Below are 16,986 nucleotides of genomic sequence, written 5' to 3'. Positions count from 1 at the left end.
TGCGCCGCCCCCCAGTATCAAAAGTATGTCAGACAACTCGACTCGACGGCGATTCCTGCGTGCGGCTGGTGTAACCGGCGTTGCGGCACTCGCTGGCTGTAGCGGTGGCGGTGACGACGGAAGCGCCGATACCCGACTCTCGTGGCACGCTGGCGGGACCGGCGGGACGTACTTCCCGCTCTCGAACGAGTTCAAGTCGGTCGTCGAGGCGAACTCGGACTTCACGCTGAACGTCCAGTCGACGGGCGCGAGCGTGGAGAACGTCGGCAGTCTGTCGAGCGGCGACGCGGACTTTGCCCTGATTCAGAACGACATCGCGTACTTCGCCAAGAACGGCACGGGCATCGAGGCGTTCCAGGGGAACGCCGTCGAGAACTTGCAAGGCGTCGCGACGCTCTACCCCGAGACCATCACCGTCGTCACGCTGGCGGACACGGACATCACGCAGCTGTCCGACCTGTCGGGCGCGACCATCAACACCGGTGACCTCGGCTCCGGGACGCAGGTCAACGCGCTCCAGATTCTCGACGCGGTGGGCATCACCGACTTCGAGGAGCAGAACGCATCCTTCTCGCAGGCCGCAGACCAGCTCCGAAACGGCGACATCGACGCGGCGTTCGTCGTCGGTGGCTGGCCCGTCGGCGCCATCGAGGACCTCGCGACGACCAACGACCTGCAGATCGTCCCCATCACGGGCGAGAACCGGCAGGCAGTGAAAGACGCCGCCTCCTGGTTCGCGGACGACACCATCCCCGCGGGCACCTACTCCGGCGTCGAGGAAGCCGTCAACACGGTGGCCGTGCAGGCGATGATCGCCACGCGGTCGGGCGTCCCCGAGGCGACGGTCGAGGAAGTGACCGCCGCCATCTTCGACAACGTGAGCGACCTCTCCATCAAGACGGACTTCATCAGCCGAGACTCGGCTCAGGACGGCATGTCCATCGAACTCCACCCCGGCGCCGCCGCGTACTTCGAGGCCTAATCCGGCTACCCCCCACTCGTCGAGCGCATGAACCGACGCTACGTCGTCGCGTTGCTGGTCGTGTTGGCCGCCGTCGCTCTCGGGAGCGCCGCCGCAACCGAGCAGCGAGTGCTCGTCGTCGAGGACGCAGAGACAGGTGAGACGTATCTCGACGTGCCCGTCGAGAACGGCACCGTCGTCGCCATCGAGTACAACCACAGCGTCGAGAAGACCCGCGTCTACGACGAGTACACGGTCCGGGGCGACAGCCTCGAAATGACCCGCATGGAGTTCGAATCGTACGGCTGGGGGCTTCCGAGCCGTGCGAACGTCACGCGTGAGAACGGGACCTTTATCTACGACCCACCGGGGAGTTACGAGCGACTGACGGTCGCGCCCGGACGGGTCGCTGGGCACACGCTCTACGTCGACGACCGGACCTACGACCTCGTCGCCGTCTCGGACGGTCGGTCGGTGACGTTCTCGATACAGCACCGGTCCGGGCTCACGGCCCTCCTCTGGAGCAAATAAATGACCACTACCGACGAACCCGACGATCCGACTGACGAGCAGACAGCCGAGGACGCCGACGCGATTATCCAAGAGATAGAGCGCAAACGCTCGCTGACCGGGTGGGCGACAGTCGCCGTCGCCGCGATCGGCATCGCCTTCTCCGTCTTCCAGATGTGGCTCGCTGCGAAGGGGTTCGTCCTCGCACTCGACGTGCCCGTCCTCGGCCGGATCGAGTTCGTCTCGCTCCAACTCCTCCAAATCAACGCCATCCACGTCGCGTTCGGGCTCGTCCTCGCCTTCCTGCTCTATCCGTCGAGCACCGGCGGCGGCCCCATCGCGTCACGCTGTATCGCGCTCGGCGGCGCCGTCGACGACCGACTGGGGCGTGACCACCCGCTTTCGAGGGCCGTCCACGCTGTCGGCGGCGCGCTCCGGTGGGCGTTCGTCGACCCCGACCTTGACCGCGTGACGCCGTTCGACCTCGCACTGATTCCCGTCGCCGTCCTGTCGGCGGCCTACTTCGTCACCGACTTCGAGGAGATTCAGCGGATGCGGGCGCTCGGCCTCGAAGCCGGCCGGCCGATTCACGAGGTGTTCACGTTCCTCGACCCCATTTCCGGACTGCTCGGTCCGCTGGCCGACACGTCCTACGCGATGGTGCTCGGCGTGGTGGGCGTCCTCCTCGTCCTCGAAGCGACGCGGCGGGCGATCAGCCTCTGGTTGATGCTCATCGTCGCCGCGTTCATCGTCTACGCGCGCTTCGGCGTGCTCATCCCGCAGGACGCCGCCTACGTGGGCGTCCTCTCCATCCCCGAACTGTCGTGGCCGTCGATAATCCAGAACCTCTGGTACAACACGGAAAACGGGGTGTTCGGCATCCCCGTGACCGTCTCCGTGCAGTTCATCTACATCTTCATCCTCTTCGGCGCGTTCCTCGAGATGTCTGGCGCGGGCAAGTGGTTCATCGACCTCGCGTACGCGGCGACGGGGACGCGCCGTGGCGGCCCGGCCAAAGCGTCGATTCTCGCCTCCGGCTTCATGGGTACCATCTCCGGGTCCTCGATTGCGAACACGGTGACGACGGGCGCGTTCACCATCCCCCTCATGAAGAAGTCGGGGTACAGCCCCGAGTTCGCGGGCGGCGTCGAGGCCTCCGCCTCCTCCGGCGGTCAGATTCTCCCGCCGGTCATGGGCGCGGCGGCGTTTCTCATCGTCCAATACACGGCGACACCATTCGCCAACGTCATCGTCGCTGCCACCATCCCCGCCATCGTCTTCTTCTTCGGCGTGTGGGTGATGGTCCACTTCGAGGCGTCACGGCTGGGCATCGGCGGCCTCGACGCGGAGGACCTCGTCGACATTCGCTCGCACCTCCAGAGCGGGTGGTTCTACCTCGTCCCCATCGGCCTGTTGCTCTACTACCTCATCGTCGAGCGCCTGTCGGTCGCCCGGTCGGCGTGGTTCACCCTCATCGCCGTCGGCGCGCTCATCGCACTCGTGGCGGCGTACAGCGACGAGACGCGGGGGCGACTCGGCGCGCTCGTTGCCGGCCTCTTCCTCGCGAACGTGCTCTCGCACTACGTCGCGGGCGTCGGCCCCATCGCCGCCGTCGCGGGCGCGGGCGTCGGTGGGCAACCCATCGGCGCGGCGTTCATGGCGGCGCTCGGCCGCCTCGGCGGTATCAGCATCGTCGCGGGCGTCCTCACGCTGGCGACGCATCCCTTCGTCGACGCGCCGTTGCTGGAGTTCGACGACGCCGTCGACGACGCAGCGCGGACGACGGCCACGGCGATAGGGAACCCGCAACTCGCCGGGAACGGCCTGCATCGGCTGGGCGTCTTCGCGGGCAAGTCGATGGAGAGCGGGGCGCGGACGGCCGTGCCCGTCGTCATCGCCGTCGCCGCCGCGGGCATCATCCCCGGCGTCATCAGCGTCTCGGGACTCGGGCCGAACCTCGTCGCCCTCATCGAAGCCGTCGCGGGCGGGTCGCTCGTCCTCCTCCTCCTCGTTACCGCCGTCTCCTCCATCCTCCTCGGGATGGGGATGCCGACGACGGTGACGTACATCATCCTCGTCTCGCTGTTGGCGCCGGCGCTGACGGCCTTCGGCGTGCCCGAACTCGCCGCACACCTGTTCATCCTCTACTTCGGCGTCATCGCCGACATCACGCCGCCGGTGGCCGTCGCAGCCTATGCTGCGGCTGGCGTCGCCAAATCCGACGCCTTCCAGACGGGCATCGAGGCCTTCTCGCTCTCGCTGAACAAGGCCATCGTCCCCTTCGCGTTCGTCCTCACGCCGGGCCTCGTCCTCCTGCGCGAGAACCCCAACTCCGCGGAGCTCGAAATCGGCGAGAAGTATCGCGTCCTCGGCACCGCGGACCTGTTCGACGTGGCCTACGTCGTGCCCGAGGTACTCATCCCGGTCGTCGGTCTCTTCCTCGGCGTCGTCGCGCTGGCGGCGACGGTCATCGGCTACGTCTACGCGCCGGTGTCCCGCGCCGAACGCGTCGCCTTTGCGGTGAGTTCCCTGCTCCTGATGGCGCCCGGCCTCGGCGTCCGGGGCGTCCTCGACGTACTCGGCGTCGTCGGCATCGGAAGCGGGGGCGGCGACCCGGTGTCGCTCGGCGTCGAACTCGCGCTCCGCGGCGTGGGGCTCGCGCTCTTCGTCGCGTTGCTCCTCGGTAACCGACGGCGAGAGACGGGGCCGAGTGAGCCGACCGCGGACTCCGCGGCAGAGGCGGCGTAACTACCGGTCGAGGAGGTGGACGTGGCGCGTGAGCGAGCGGTGGACGCGCCGCTCGAACGTCGTCTCGACGGTCCAGCCGGCGTCGTGGGCCGTCTCGGCCCACGAGCGGTCGGCGACGACGACGGCCCGCGGGGCGACCCGCGCCGCCTCCGCGAGCGCACCGGAAACGAGGTCTTCGAGCGTGTGGCGCGCTATCTTCGACTGCCGACCGTAGGGAGCATCGAAGACGACGCCGTCGACGGCATCGTCCGCGAGGGGGAGCGCAGTCGCATCGCCGCGGAGGCAGTGAAACGGCGTGTCGTCGAGATACGCCCGGCAGTTCTGGCGGGCGCCACGGACCATCTTCTGCTGGGCGTCGACGCCGACGGCGCGGGCGCCGACCAGTCCCGCCTCGATGAGCGTCCCGCCGGTGCCACACATGGGGTCGAGCAGGGTCGCACCCGGGGCGGCGCCCGCGAGGTTGGCGAAGGCACGGGCGTCGAGTGGGGCCATGCTCCCCGGTTGGAAGAAGGGGCGGTCGGTGGGGCGACGGTCGCCGTAGTCGCGGGCGCTCTCGGCGACCAGCCACCCGAGGAGGCAGGTGTCGCCCGCGAAACACGCCCGGAGTTCGTGGTCGGGGTCGTCGAGGTCGACGGCGAAGCCGCGGTCGACGAGCGCCGACCCGAGTTCGCGTTCCGCGCGGCGGGTGTCGACGCCGGCCGTCGAACGCACGTCGCGTGCGCGGACGGCGACGGTGCCCGAGCGGTCGAGGGTGGCGGCGTCGAGGAGCGTCCGGGCGGCGGCGACGCTTGCCTCGCAGCGCCCGAGGAGGCGGCTGGCGCGGTGCGTGTAGGCGAGCGTCCGGAGGCGGTCGGCGTCGACGCCGCGGGCCGTCGCGAGGCCGGGCGCGACCACCTCGACGGCCGAGGCGGCGCAGGCGGCTTCGCGGGCGGCGAAGGCGTCCTCCTCGCCGGCGAGTTCGAGACCGTACACGCTCACCCGTCGGCCCGCCGACGGCATGAGGCTACCGAACCGCTACTCGGCGACCATCCCGACGAGCGCGCCACCACCGCCGGCGAACAGTGCGGGATAGACGAGGCCGGCGAGGACGACGGCCAGAAGCAGGTCCGGCCCGCCGCTAACGTCGCCGACGGTCACCTCGAACAGGAACGTACCGACTATCGACAAGAGGAGATACGTCGGGAGCGCGGTCAGGCCGACGCGCACCCCGTCGGTCGGCGTCGTGGCGCCGCGATACCGGGCGAGTGCGACGCCGGCGGCGAGAAGCAGGCCGACCGGAATCACGTAGAGGAGGACGGTGAATCCCTGCTCGCCGCCGACGAAGCTGGTCGTCCGACTGCCGAGGAAGGGGATGTTCTGGAAGACGGTGTCGACGAAGTGAGCGTTGAAAAACACCCAGCCCACCAGCTCGTAGGTGGCCGAACCGTCCCCGAACGCCTCGATGACCCGTTGCAGCGCAGACTCGCGAATGTCGGGCGCCACGAGGAGATAGGTGAAGACGTAGCCGAGCACCCACGCGGCGACCCCGGACAGGGCCCCCGCTGCGAGCGGCAGTGAGTCGCTGACGGTATCGTTTGCTGACATGACTAGGTGGGTGGAGTGCCCGACCGGGTAAATAGCCGTGGGCCGAACCCCGCCACCAATCTTTTTAAACCTTAAATACGACACTTAAGTCGTCTCATGACCGATCCCAAGGAGACGATCAACATCGAGAACGTGGTTGCTTCTACCGGTATTGGACAGGAACTCGACCTCCAGAGCGTCGCGATGGACCTCGAAGGCGCGGATTACGACCCCGAGCAGTTTCCGGGGCTGGTGTACCGAACGCAGGAGCCGAAATCCGCCGCGCTGATCTTTCGCTCCGGGAAAATCGTCTGCACGGGCGCGAAGTCGACGGCCGACGTACACGAGAGCCTCCACATCGTCTTCGACAAGCTCCGCGAACTCCACATCCCCGTCGACGACGACCCGGATATCGTCGTCCAGAACATCGTCACGAGCGCCGACTTGGGGCGCAACCTCAATCTGAACGCCATCGCCATCGGCCTCGGTCTGGAGAACATCGAGTACGAACCCGAGCAGTTCCCGGGACTGGTCTATCGACTCGACGAACCCGACGTGGTCGCACTCCTCTTTGGCTCGGGCAAGCTCGTCATCACGGGCGGGAAACAGCCCGACGACGCCAAGGAAGCGGTCGACGTCATCGTCTCTCGACTCGAAGAGCTCGGCCTCTTGGGATAGTCGACGCGGATGGTCCCCTCGCTCGCATTACAGACGTCCGTCGGCACGGCGACTCCCCTCGCCGTCGCCGGCACCGCGGCGCTGTTCGCGCTCTTTCTCTCCCTGACCGCACACCTCGCGGCGCGAAACGTTCTCGGTGACGTCCCCGTTCGCGACGCCTTCCTCGTGGGCCCGCTTCCCGCCGCTATCGCCGTCGTCGCCGCCGCCCTCGAACTCCCGTCGCTGCCCGCCGTCGCCCTCGCTCTCGCCGTCGACGCGCTCCTCGTCCGGACCGTCTACGACCTCGACCGACGCCTGACGGCCGGCGTCACCCTCATCCACGCCGTCGTCAGCGTCATCCTCGGGAGCATCCTCTTCAGTCTCTACGTTCTCGCGCTGTCGGCACCGGGCTAACTACATCGAGGGCGTCGCGCACGCTCCGGACGGTGAGCGTCCCGAGGACACAGGCGACGCCGAGGACGACACCACTCGTCGCAGCGCCGGCGTCGCCCGCAAACAGCGCGACGACGTAGAGTACGAGGCCGAGTCCGCTCCCAGCGGTGAGCACGGTATCGGCGGCTGCGAGCGGCGAATCGAGGGTCAGCCCCAGTCCGAGAGTGCGGGTACTCATACCACACTCTTTGGTCCCTATTACCACATAATTTTCGTATACGTTCATTACATACCTTAGTTAAAATATCGAGCGTTGCGGGCGATGGAACGAATCTGGACGCCGATACGGGGCGAGCCGAACCGCTCGATTCGGGGACAGCCAACGATAAACCGCCACCGACGCACGGGTGGGGCATGGGACTCCGAGCAGTCGTGTGGAACGCGGCGGAGCGTCGTCCGCGCGCACCAGTCCGACTCTGTGTGCTGGTCGTCGTCGCCGTCGCACTCGTCGTCGGAACGGACCTCGTCGCGCGAGTCGCCGCCTCCGGCGTCGGGGCGTGGCTGACGGCGACGGTGGGCGACGCCGCGGCCCAGACCGTCGGCAGCGTCGCGAGCGTCGTCGTCTCGGGCGTGGCGCTCACCCTCGCCGTCGTCCTCACCGGCCGGTACGTCGACCGGCGACGACTGCGCGATTTCGGCTTCCGAATCGACCGCGACTGGTGGCTGGACTACGGGTTCGGCCTCGCGCTCGGCGCCACGTTGATGACGCTGGTCTTCGCCGTCGAACTCGCGGCGGGGTGGGTCCACATTACTGGAACCCTCCAGCCGCGGGGCGGCTTCCTCGTTCGCTTCGGCGGCCTCGTCGTCGCGTTCGTCGCCGTCGGCCTCTACGAGGAGCTCCTCCTGCGGGGGTACGTCCTGACGAACGCCGCGGAAGGGCTGGCCGGCCGCCTCGGTGACCGCGGGGCCATCGCCTCGGCGACTGCTTTCTCCTCGCTCCTGTTCGGCGTCGCCCACGGCAGCAACCCGAACGCGACGCTCGTGAGCACGGTTGCCATCGTCCTCGCGGGCGGGATGCTGGCGACGGGGTACGTCCTGACCGGCGAGCTCGCGATTCCGGTCGGCCTGCACACGACGTGGAACCTGTTTCAGGGCGGCGTCTACGGCTTCAACGTCTCCGGCATCGGCGTCGGGGCGAGCGTCGTCGCCGTCGAACAGAGCGGCCCGCGCCTCCTCACCGGGGGCGACTTCGGCCCCGAGGCGGGACTGGTCGGCCTCGGTGCGATGGCCGTCGGCACCCTCGCCATCGCCGGGTGGGTGCGCTGGCGGACCGGCGACGCCGGACTCGCGTCGTCGATAACGCTACCGGAGGTACGAAACAGAGAACGAGACGCCGACCGCTGGGAACCGACGCCGGACGAGCCGTGATTACTCGACGAGCCGCTCGATTTCGGTGACGAGAACGTCGCTCGCGCCCATCTCCTTGAGGTCGTTGATGACGCCGAACACCGCGCGCTCCTCGACGACGGCGTGGACGGCCACGTCGTCGGAGCCGGCCACGTCCATCACCGTCGGGCCGCCCATCCCCGGCAACACGTCGCGCACGTCGTCGAGTTGCTCCTCGGGGACGTTCAGCATCACGTAGCGGCGGTCCTCGGCGGCGAGGACGGACTCGAAGGCGGTGACCAACTGCTGGACCTTCTGGTCGTCGACGACGTCCGGCCGGGCGAACAGGCGGACGGAACTGGCGAGCACCTCCTCGATTTCGGCGAGGCGGTTCACGCGGAGGGTCGTCCCCGTCGACGTGATGTCGACGATGGCGTCGGCCATGTCGACGTGTGGGGTGAGCTCGGTGGCGCCCGTCACCTCGACCACCTCGGCGTCGACGCCGCGCTCGGCGAAAAAGTCGCGCGTGATGCGCGGGAACTCGGTGGCGACGGTGCCGCCGGCGAGGTCCGCGACGGTTTCGATATCGCCGTCCTCGGGGGCCGCGACGACGAGGCGACAGCGCCCGAACTCCAGATCGAGGAGGTCGACGAGGTCGTGGCCCGACTCGCGGACCTGGTCGAGACCGGTGATGCCGACGGCGGCGGCGCCGTCAGCGACGTACTCGGGGATGTCGGCGGCGCGAGCGAACAGCGCGGTCACGTCGGGATCGACGGTATCGGCGTAGAGCTTGCGGTCGGCGCCGCCTTCGAGATGCAGGCCGGCGCGTTCCAGCAGGTCGATCGACGGGTCGTGCAGGCGGCCCTTGTTGGGGACGGCGAGACGCATTGGCTCAGTTCTCGCGCCGACGGGGCAATTGCCTTGCGGTGCCGTCGAACGTTCAGGTCCGCAGCGTCGACGCGACGTGCTCGCTCGCTGAGGGTAGCTCTCGCGCCCGCGCCATCACCGTGAGATACGTCGAGACGGGGTATCGAAGCGAGGTCGCTCGCTCCTCGTCGTCCGCGTCGGCGAGTTCGGCGTCGACACCGGCCAGTCGGTCCGTCTCGTCGGCCAGTATCGAACGAGTCAGTACGGGCACCGACGGGTCTGCGTTCGCCGACTGCACGGCCCTCAGCGCCTCGCTCCGAATCGCCGACACGTCGTCGACCGACTCGATGGCGAATCGCTCCCCGTCGGCGACGCGGGCGCGGAGCGATTCGAAGGCCCGCAGGTCGACGACTGCGCGGTGTGCCCGCACCAGCGACCGCGCCAGCGACCCCTCGGCCCAGTCGAGTTCGTACTCGGGGTCGAGAGGCCGGTAGAGCTCTTCTAGCGCCTCGGCCGCCGGCGTCTCGCTCACGTCGACGCCCTCGACCTGCCACGGGCGCTCCGAGTCCACCGACGGCAGGTCCGCGCGCTCTGACTCGAAATCATCCCGGAGCGTCTCGCGGGCGGCGCGATAGCGCGAGCGGAGCGTCGGCGAGTCGTCGAGCGACGCGACGTGTCGGTCGTAGAGGTGTTCGGCGTCGTCGACGGCGACGCGAGCGCGCTCGATGTCCTCGGCGAGTTCGCCAACGCCGAGCGGGTTGCCTGGGCGGTAGCGTCTCGGGCGGTTCGTGTCGATATGCGTGTCGAGTCGTCGCTCGATGGCGGCGTGAACCACGAGCGCGGTCACGGGGTCGGCGCCGAGATACTCGTGGCGCTCGCGGAGCGCCTGCCGGTCCTCGCGGACGATAGTCGCGTCCGAGTGGAGGTCGTCGCGGGTCAGGCCGTCGTCGATGGCGCGCCACGACGCGGCGGCGAAGCGCGCCTCGGGCCGTGCGTCCGCGAAGCCGTCGAGTCGCTCGTAGTCGCTCGGCGCGTTCGCGGCGCGTTCGACGGCCTCGACGGCGTGCTCGCGGGCGTGGCTCACTCGCTCTCGGATGGCGCCGTTGGGAATCGCGTCGGGGCCGAGGTTCGCGGGCACCTCGTCGAGGAGGTCCCGCGCCCGCGTTTCGGTCGCTTCGAAGTGCGTCATCGAGATGTTGACGGGGATGCGCTCGGGGACCGTCGGCGAGCCGTCGGCGACGAGTTCGCGGAGTGCCGCCCCGTCGAGGGTCGTCGTATCGTCGCCGTTCGAGAGGGCACCACAACCGGCAGTCGCGACGGCGCCGGCGAGGGCGAGCGCCCGGCGGCGTGTGAGTCCCGTCATCGGCGCTCACTCTCGTTTCGGCGCTGGCGGAGGTGGTCGTTGCGGACCGCACAGGACGCCGAGCCACGACTCGACCCGTAGCCGTTGATGTCGGTCGGATCGAACGCGGCCGGAATGCGAATCAGCGTCGCGAGGGTGTCGCGAGCGTCGGTTTCACAGGCCACGTCGGCGTCGCGGTACTCGCGGGCGTAGCTCGTCTTGATGTCCGACTCGGACCACTCGACGTGACAGAGGTCCGTCGTGAAACACTCGCGGATGCTCGAGTGCTCGACGTACACCGTCGCGGAGTCGTAGTCCGTCTCCTCGAGGAAGGCGCGGGCGGTGTCGGCGCCGTCGACGGCCGCGATGCCGACGTTTGCCACCTCGTCGGCGCTGGTGACGAAGAAGTTGCCGCGTGTGTGGATGCGTACCTCGCCGTCGGTCGTCGTCGGTCGCTCGCCCGTCCAGAGGAGGGGCCCGCGGTCGGAGCGTCGCAGGCGACGCCATTCGGGGTCCATGGCGATGTTGCCGGTCGATTCGGAGGGATAGCTCGACTCCGAGGAAGTCTCGCCGGAACAGCCGGCGGCGCCCGTGAGGAGTGCCGCCGCTACGGACAGGGCGGTTCGGCGTGTCGTGGAGGGCATCGTCCGGTCTCCCGCCGCGACGACCAAATGCTTTCCGTCCAAACCCCGGGGCCTTAACCCGGCGGCGTCTGAGATGGCGGTATGCAGACGCTCGCGATTCGCGGCGGTCGCGTCCTCCGACCGGACATGACCGTCACCGAGGCGGACGTACTCGTCGACCGCGAGGGCGGCGACATCGTGGAGATTGGCCCGGACCTCGACGGCGACGAGACGCTGGACGCCACGGACGGTCTGGTGATGCCCGGTCTGGTGAACGCCCACACCCACGTCGCCATGACGCTCCTCCGGGGCTACGCCGACGACAAACCGCTGGAGACGTGGCTCCGCGAGGACATCTGGCCCGTCGAGGCGGCGCTCGAACCCGCAGACATCGAGGCGGGCGCCGAGCTCGGCATGGTGGAGATGATTCGGTCGGGGACGACGGCCTTCGCGGACATGTACTTCGAAATTGACCGCACGGCGGCGGCCGTCGACCGCGCGGGGACCCGGGCCGTCCTCGGTCACGGCGCCATCTCGGCGGGGAAAGACGACGAGGCGGCCCGCGCCGACATCGAGGAGAGCGTCGCGATGGCGGCACAGGTCGACGGCGCCGCCGACGGCCGGGTGTCGGGCGCGGTGATGCCTCATAGCCTCACGACGGTCACGCCCGAGTTGCTGGAATTCGCCGCCGAGCGAGCCCACGAGAAGGGCGTCCCCGTCCACTACCACGCCAACGAGACGCGGGACGAGGTCGACCCCATCGTGGACGAACGGGACCAGCGACCGCTGGCGTGGGCGCGTGACCTCGGCCTGTGTGGCAACGACGACTTCTTCGCCCACGGCGTCCACCTGGACGACAGCGAAATCGACCTGCTGGCCGAGACGGGGACGGGCGTCGTCCACTGCCCGGCCTCGAACATGAAACTCGCGTCGGGGATGGCCCCGGTCCAGCGATTGCTCGACGCGGGCGCGACGGTCGGTTTGGGCACCGACGGCGCCGCCTCGAACAACGACCTCGACCTCTTCGACGAGATGCGAGACGCGGCGATGCTCGGCAAGCTCGCGGCCGACGACGCGAGCGCCGTCGCAGCGCCCGACGCGGTGCGGATGGCGACGGCCGGCGGCGCCGACGTGTTGGGGCTGGACACCGGGCGTCTCGAACCCGGCGCGGCGGCGGACATTGCGGTGGTCGACTTCGACGCGCCGCACCTGACGCCGGGCCATGACCTGGTGAGCCACCTCGCGTACGCCGTCCGGGGCTCCGACGTTCGCCACACGGTGTGTGACGGCGACATTCTCATGCGGGACCGCGAGGTGCTGACGCTGGACGAGGAAGCCGTGGTGGAGCGCGCGGCCGAGCGGGCGCGAGCGTTGGTCGAGCGGGCGGAGTGACGAAGACGGTAGCGTTTTGCCCCGCCTCGCGCTACGGAGCGTATGACCCGCACGATAGCCGAGCGACTCGACGACCCCGAGGCCGCACAGGCCGAGGGCCGCCGGAAGATGGACTGGGCGGAGGCGCACATGCCCATCCTGGCGGAACTTCGCGAGTCGTTCGCGGCGGAACAGCCACTCGACGGCGAGCGAATCGCGATGGCGATGCACGTCGAGGCGAAGACGGCCGTCCTCGTCGAACTCCTCGCCATCGGCGGCGCAGAGGTAGCCATCACCGGCTGTAACCCCCTCTCGACGCAGGACGACGTGAGCGCGGCGCTCCACGCCGTCGACGGCGTCACCTCCTACGCCGCCCACGGCGTCGACACCGAGGAGTATTACGACGCTATCGAGGCCGTCGTCGACGTGGACCCGACCATCACCGTCGACGACGGCGCCGACATGGTGACGCACATCCACGACGAGCATCCGGAGCTGATTCCCCAGCTCAAGGGCGGATGCGAGGAGACGACGACCGGCGTCCACCGCCTGCGGTCGATGGCCGACGACGGCGCGCTCGACTACCCGATGTTCGCCGTCAACGACACGCCGATGAAGACGCTGTTCGACAACGTCCACGGCACCGGCGAGTCCGCGATGGCCAACATCGCGATGACGACGAACCTCGCCGTCGCCGGCAAGACAGTCGTCGTCGCCGGCTACGGCTACTGCGGCCGGGGCGTCGCGAAGAAGGCGTCCGGCATGAACGCCGACGTCGTCGTCACGGAAGTCGACCCCCGGCGCGCGCTCGAAGCCCACATGGAGGGCCACGAAGTGCTACCGATGAACGAGGCGGCCGCCGAGGGCGACATCTTCGTGACGACGACGGGCAACCGCGACGTGATTACGCGCGAGGACTTCGAGCAGATGGCCGACGGCGTCGTCCTCGCGAACGCCGGGCACTTCGACGTGGAAATCAATCTCGCCGAACTCGACGACTTGGCCGAGACGCGCCGAGAGGTGCGCGACGGCGTCGAGGAGTACGCCCTGCCCGACGGCCGGCGCGTGAACGTCCTCGCTGAGGGGCGACTGGTGAACCTCGCCGGCCCGCTGTCGATGGGTCACCCCGTCGAAGTGATGGACCAGAGCTTCGGCGTGCAGGCGGTCTGCGTGCGCGAACTCGCCGCCAACCCCGACGCCTACGACGCCGGCGTCCACGAGGTGCCGGACCGCCTCGACCGCGAGGTGGCGGAGGTGAAACTCGACGCCGAGGACATCGACATCGACACCCTCAGCGACGAACAGCGCGAATACATGGACTCCTGGGACCACGGGACCTGACGGGCACTTTATCAGGCACCGCCGCCCAGTCGGGCGTATGTCCGCGAACCGCAAGGGCGACCGCCGGGAGCGCGAACTCGTCAACGAACTCGACGCGGCGGGCTTCGCCGTCATGCGCGCGCCCGCGAGCGGAAGCGCGACGGAGCGTGACCTGCCGGACGTCCTCGCCGGCGACGGTGAGCAGTTCTACGCCATCGAGGCGAAATCGAGCGCCGGCGACCCCATCTATCTCACGGGCGAAGAGGTCGAGTCACTCATCTACTTCGCGCGCAACTTCGGCGCCAACGCCCGCATCGCCGTTCGCTTCGACCGCGAGGACTGGTACTTCTTCCACCCCGGCGACCTGCACGTCACCGACGGTGGCAACTACCGCGTGAAAAAGGAGACGGCGCTCCAAGACGGCACGGACCTCGACGGCCTCGTCGGCCACTCGACGCAGGCGCGCCTCGACGACACCTAAGCGGTCGTCGGGCCGGCGGCATCGATGCCGTCGGTGGGTGAGGGGCCAGCGTCGCGGTCCGTCACGGGACGGAGTCGCGACGCCGGGAACGCGTAGTGAGTCACGTCGCCGCCGCGACGGAGGGCGTCGAGATAGACCGCCCGGAAGACGGGTTCGTGACGCCCGTAGTCGGCGTTCGAGGGGTAGTCGGCGACGAGGCGACCTTCGTCGGTGGCGACGCTGTCGGCTCGGTCACCGGTCGCGGCGACGACGACGAGTCGGTCGCCGGTTTCGCGGTCACTGACGAGGGTCCCGGGGTCGATGGCGTGGCGCGCACAGAGTGCGGGCGCGTCGTCGCCCGTCGGGACGAACGTCCGCCCGCCACAGACCGCACAGACGGCGGTCCGCTGTCCGGGCGGCGGGACGAGTCCGTCGGTCACGTCGAGGGCGACCCGTCGGCGGTGTTTGCATCTGGCGTCCCGAATCTGGGCGTCGGGGCAGGTGCAGGACCGGGCGTCGAGGTCGACGACGTACGTGCCGCCGTCCGTCTCAACGGCGTAGCGGCCGTCGCGAAGCGGACGGACCGCCATGGGGTCGGTGCGGGCGCGGCGGGCGCGACCCGTGGTGTCCGCGGGCGGGCGGGTGGTCTTCGAGCGGGTAGCCGGCAGTGACGCGGGTGTGTGTTCTGGGTGCGTCATGGTGGGGGGAGCGACCGTCGCTCCGTTACCAACAGTAGGCGCTCGACACACCTAAACCCTCGTTCCGACGGGCTGTGGGTGGGCTACGCGGCAGTCAGGGATTCCGTCGGCATCGAAGGGCTTTTGCCGGGGCCGGCGGATTCCCGAGTATGGAACTCGAAGAGGGGATGGTTCGGAAAATCGCCATCTCCGTCGGCGCCGTCGGCCTCTTCGTCGCACTCGTCGCCGGAATCGGCATAACGTTCAGCGACGGTGGGATTGGGTCGACGGGCGGACTGGCGCTGGTCGGCACTATCGTCGTGTTCATCCTCGTGATGGCGGGCGTCGGTATCTTCCTCGCGGACTGAGGCTCAGTCGTCGGCTTCGGCGACGGCGGCCGCGTAGTATCGGAGCGGATGGTCGATAGTCTCACAGCGCTCGTCGGGGTTCACGCAGGCGTCGAACGTCTGCATCGTCGTACACGAGGGCGCCGGATACTGACTGCCGTCTTTGTCTTCGAGCACCGCCACTCGGTAGTCGAGCGAATCGTCGTCGAGGACGGGCCACCGCTGAGCGATGGTGTCGGCGTCGAGGCCGAGTGAGACGAGGAAGGCGGTGGCGGCGAAGGCCGCGTGTGCCGAGAGGTCGTCACCGTCGAGCGCCGCCTGCATACAGGGCGGGAACTGCTCGGGGGCGACGACGTCGACGGAGGGGAGGCGGTCGCGGTCCGCGAGTCGCTCCCGGAGCGTCGTCACGTCGTCGTCCAACGCCGCGGCGAGTTCGTCGCCGGCGGCGCTCCCCCGAACGTCGAAGGGGAGGCCGTCGACGACCCGGCGGCGGACCGCTTCGCGGAGCAGTCGGTGGAGTTCCTCGCCACGAACGGGCACCTCGCCGGCGGCCAGTTCGCGGTTGACGAGACGCCACTCGTCGCCCCAGTCGGTGTCGACGAGGCGGAGATACGCGGCCACGTCGACCCGAAACCAGGGGTGGTGGGCGTCGTCGCCCTCGCGGGTCACGGCGTCTGCGAGGTCGAACTCCGCGAGGACGGTGTCGAGGTCGGCCCGCGGGCGCGAGACGCTCTGTAGGTCGTCGTCGCTCGCGTTGAGGTCGGCCTGGAGGCGTTCGTGGGCGGTGTCTGCCTCCGCTTCCGCGTACTTCTCGACGGCGGCGCGCATATCGACCAGCGAGACGAGGATGCGCGCGATGGGATACGAGAGGAGTTCGTCGCGGTCGCTCCAGCGTTCGGGCGTCTCCGACTCGACGGTGCCCGACATGAGCGCGCGTTCGACGCGTTCGCGGGCGCGTTCGACCGCGGGGTCACCCTGCGTGACCAGTCGCGGCGGCGAGATATCGGCCCGCTGGACCGCCTCGCGCGCAGCGCGAAAGAACGGATACCGGGCGTAGAGCGGGTCGGGACGCATCGACCGACGGTTGTAGAGCGGGGTGGATAAGCGCGACGGTCACAACCACACGACCTAAGTTCGCGTCCACCCAGCGAGTAGTCGTGCCGACGTTCGAGTACCCGTGCCCGGAATGCCGGACGACCAACAGCCTCCACGACGCCGACTGCCGATTCGAGGGGACGCCGTGGGCCGACATCGAGGCGGCCTACGTCGACGTGGTGGCCGTACTCTCGGGCGGGGTGACCGACGCCGACGCGCTTCCCGAGGCCGTCACGGAGTGGGGACCGCTCCGGCAGGCCGCAGTCGAACGCCTCCGCCGCGACGGCCGCATCGACGACACCAACGACCGCCTGCGTCTCCTGCCCGCTGAGGAGTACCGCGAGGCGGTGTCGGTGCCCACCCGCGACCCCATCAAGACCATCTACGAGCGCGGGAGCGTCCCCGGCTGTCACGACAACGCCGTCTTCGCCATGATTGCCTGGTACGAGATGGTCGGCCTGTCGTGGGCGGAGACGAAACAGAACGTGACCGAGTGGCTCCGCGAGAGCGGAACGTGGGACCGCGGCGGCTTCGAGGAGGCATCGCCCGAGGCGCTGGTCGAGAAGAAACGCCACGTCTACGAGGCGGGGTACGGCTGGAAGGAGAAGGCGACGGCGGCCAAACGCGTCATCGACCGCAGCCTGTAACGGGCCGAAGAGTTTTTTC

General features: G+C 69.0%; 19 protein-coding genes. 11 read left to right on the top strand and 8 right to left on the bottom strand.

The window, feature by feature from the left end; all coding sequences use genetic code 11:
• Window positions 1-25: 25 nt before the first annotated feature.
• From BLU18_RS11440 to BLU18_RS11430, 3 genes are read left to right on the top strand one after another with little or no spacing between them, the layout of a single operon-like run.
• A complete protein-coding gene (locus BLU18_RS11440; RefSeq protein ID WP_092635163.1) occupies window positions 26-982 on the top strand; it encodes a TAXI family TRAP transporter solute-binding subunit in 957 nt (318 codons plus the stop codon).
• A 27-nt stretch (window positions 983-1,009) separates the two neighbouring features.
• The gene (locus tag BLU18_RS11435) at window positions 1,010-1,492 is read left to right on the top strand and encodes a DUF1850 domain-containing protein (protein ID WP_092635161.1); all 483 of its coding nucleotides are present in this window, start codon (window positions 1,010-1,012) and stop codon (window positions 1,490-1,492) included.
• Window positions 1,493-4,219: a TRAP transporter permease gene (locus BLU18_RS11430; RefSeq protein WP_092635159.1), complete on the top strand. Its 2,727-nt coding sequence runs from the start codon at window positions 1,493-1,495 to the stop codon at window positions 4,217-4,219.
• On the opposite strand, the gene BLU18_RS11425 is transcribed toward BLU18_RS11430, so the two are convergent.
• Together BLU18_RS11425 and BLU18_RS11420 are read right to left on the bottom strand one after the other, a co-directional pair.
• Complete coding sequence (locus tag BLU18_RS11425; protein ID WP_092635157.1) at window positions 4,220-5,218, bottom strand: methyltransferase domain-containing protein; 999 nt, start codon at window positions 5,216-5,218, stop codon at window positions 4,220-4,222. It lies immediately after the preceding gene.
• A 15-nt stretch (window positions 5,219-5,233) separates the two neighbouring features.
• Window positions 5,234-5,803, bottom strand: coding sequence for a DUF7978 family protein (locus BLU18_RS11420; protein ID WP_092635155.1), 570 nt, complete (start codon window positions 5,801-5,803; stop codon window positions 5,234-5,236).
• 96 nt (window positions 5,804-5,899) lie between these two features.
• On the opposite strand from BLU18_RS11420, the gene BLU18_RS11415 reads away from it, so the two are divergent.
• Both BLU18_RS11415 and BLU18_RS11410 read left to right on the top strand, forming a co-directional pair.
• Entirely contained in the window at window positions 5,900-6,460 is a 561-nt protein-coding gene (locus BLU18_RS11415; protein WP_092635153.1) for a TATA-box-binding protein, read from the top strand.
• A 9-nt stretch (window positions 6,461-6,469) separates the two neighbouring features.
• The gene (locus BLU18_RS11410; protein ID WP_092635151.1) at window positions 6,470-6,853 is read left to right on the top strand and encodes a DUF7473 family protein; all 384 of its coding nucleotides are present in this window, start codon (window positions 6,470-6,472) and stop codon (window positions 6,851-6,853) included.
• Here BLU18_RS11410 and BLU18_RS11405 read toward each other — a convergent pair.
• Window positions 6,816-7,070 carry a hypothetical protein gene (locus BLU18_RS11405; RefSeq protein ID WP_092635149.1) on the bottom strand — a complete coding sequence of 85 codons (255 nt, stop codon included), beginning with the start codon at window positions 7,068-7,070 and terminating at the stop codon, window positions 6,816-6,818. The two genes, BLU18_RS11410 and BLU18_RS11405, sit on opposite strands and share 38 nt — an antisense overlap.
• A 176-nt stretch (window positions 7,071-7,246) precedes the next feature.
• Here BLU18_RS11405 and BLU18_RS11400 point away from each other — a divergent pair, with 176 nt between their 5' ends.
• Complete coding sequence (locus tag BLU18_RS11400) at window positions 7,247-8,260, top strand: CPBP family intramembrane glutamic endopeptidase (RefSeq protein ID WP_092635147.1); 1,014 nt, start codon at window positions 7,247-7,249, stop codon at window positions 8,258-8,260.
• On the opposite strand, the gene hisG is transcribed toward BLU18_RS11400, so the two are convergent.
• Genes hisG through BLU18_RS11385 form a run of 3 tightly spaced genes read right to left on the bottom strand, consistent with a single transcriptional unit; the run spans window position 8,261 to window position 11,071 of the window.
• Entirely contained in the window at window positions 8,261-9,106 is an 846-nt protein-coding gene (hisG, locus tag BLU18_RS11395) for an ATP phosphoribosyltransferase (protein ID WP_092635145.1), read from the bottom strand.
• Between the two features lie 52 nt (window positions 9,107-9,158).
• Window positions 9,159-10,448, bottom strand: coding sequence for a hypothetical protein (locus BLU18_RS11390; protein WP_092635142.1), 1,290 nt, complete (start codon window positions 10,446-10,448; stop codon window positions 9,159-9,161).
• Window positions 10,445-11,071 carry a hypothetical protein gene (locus tag BLU18_RS11385; protein ID WP_143025262.1) on the bottom strand — a complete coding sequence of 209 codons (627 nt, stop codon included), beginning with the start codon at window positions 11,069-11,071 and terminating at the stop codon, window positions 10,445-10,447. The genes BLU18_RS11390 and BLU18_RS11385 overlap by 4 nt, the downstream gene beginning before the upstream one ends.
• Window positions 11,072-11,152: 81 nt before the next feature.
• On the opposite strand from BLU18_RS11385, the gene BLU18_RS11380 reads away from it, so the two are divergent.
• Genes BLU18_RS11380 through hjc form a run of 3 tightly spaced genes read left to right on the top strand, consistent with a single transcriptional unit; the run spans window position 11,153 to window position 14,222 of the window.
• Window positions 11,153-12,442, top strand: a complete 1,290-nt coding sequence (locus tag BLU18_RS11380; protein ID WP_092635138.1) for an amidohydrolase — start codon at window positions 11,153-11,155, stop codon at window positions 12,440-12,442.
• Between the two features lie 42 nt (window positions 12,443-12,484).
• Complete coding sequence (locus BLU18_RS11375; protein WP_092635136.1) at window positions 12,485-13,762, top strand: adenosylhomocysteinase; 1,278 nt, start codon at window positions 12,485-12,487, stop codon at window positions 13,760-13,762.
• 37 nt (window positions 13,763-13,799) lie between these two features.
• Window positions 13,800-14,222, top strand: coding sequence for a Holliday junction resolvase Hjc (gene hjc, locus BLU18_RS11370; protein ID WP_092635134.1), 423 nt, complete (start codon window positions 13,800-13,802; stop codon window positions 14,220-14,222).
• Here the strand turns inward: hjc and BLU18_RS11365 are convergent.
• Window positions 14,219-14,899, bottom strand: coding sequence for an SWIM zinc finger family protein (locus tag BLU18_RS11365; protein WP_092635132.1), 681 nt, complete (start codon window positions 14,897-14,899; stop codon window positions 14,219-14,221). The two genes, hjc and BLU18_RS11365, sit on opposite strands and share 4 nt — an antisense overlap.
• 149 nt (window positions 14,900-15,048) lie before the next feature.
• Between BLU18_RS11365 and BLU18_RS11360 the strand changes: the two genes are divergently transcribed.
• Window positions 15,049-15,246, top strand: a complete 198-nt coding sequence (locus BLU18_RS11360) for a DUF7472 family protein (RefSeq protein WP_092635130.1) — start codon at window positions 15,049-15,051, stop codon at window positions 15,244-15,246.
• A 3-nt stretch (window positions 15,247-15,249) separates the two neighbouring features.
• On the opposite strand, the gene BLU18_RS11355 is transcribed toward BLU18_RS11360, so the two are convergent.
• Window positions 15,250-16,299 carry a DNA primase gene (locus BLU18_RS11355; RefSeq protein WP_092635128.1) on the bottom strand — a complete coding sequence of 350 codons (1,050 nt, stop codon included), beginning with the start codon at window positions 16,297-16,299 and terminating at the stop codon, window positions 15,250-15,252.
• A gap of 83 nt (window positions 16,300-16,382) precedes the next feature.
• Here BLU18_RS11355 and BLU18_RS11350 point away from each other — a divergent pair, with 83 nt between their 5' ends.
• The gene (locus tag BLU18_RS11350; protein ID WP_092635126.1) at window positions 16,383-16,967 is read left to right on the top strand and encodes a DUF7474 family protein; all 585 of its coding nucleotides are present in this window, start codon (window positions 16,383-16,385) and stop codon (window positions 16,965-16,967) included.
• Window positions 16,968-16,986: the final 19 nt, after the last annotated feature.

Source organism: Haloplanus vescus (genome assembly GCF_900107665.1).
Taxonomy (GTDB): Archaea; Halobacteriota; Halobacteria; order Halobacteriales; family Haloferacaceae; genus Haloplanus; species Haloplanus vescus.
The sequence above is the reverse complement of the archived record's forward strand: the minus strand, read 5'-3'. Positions and strand labels throughout refer to the sequence as shown.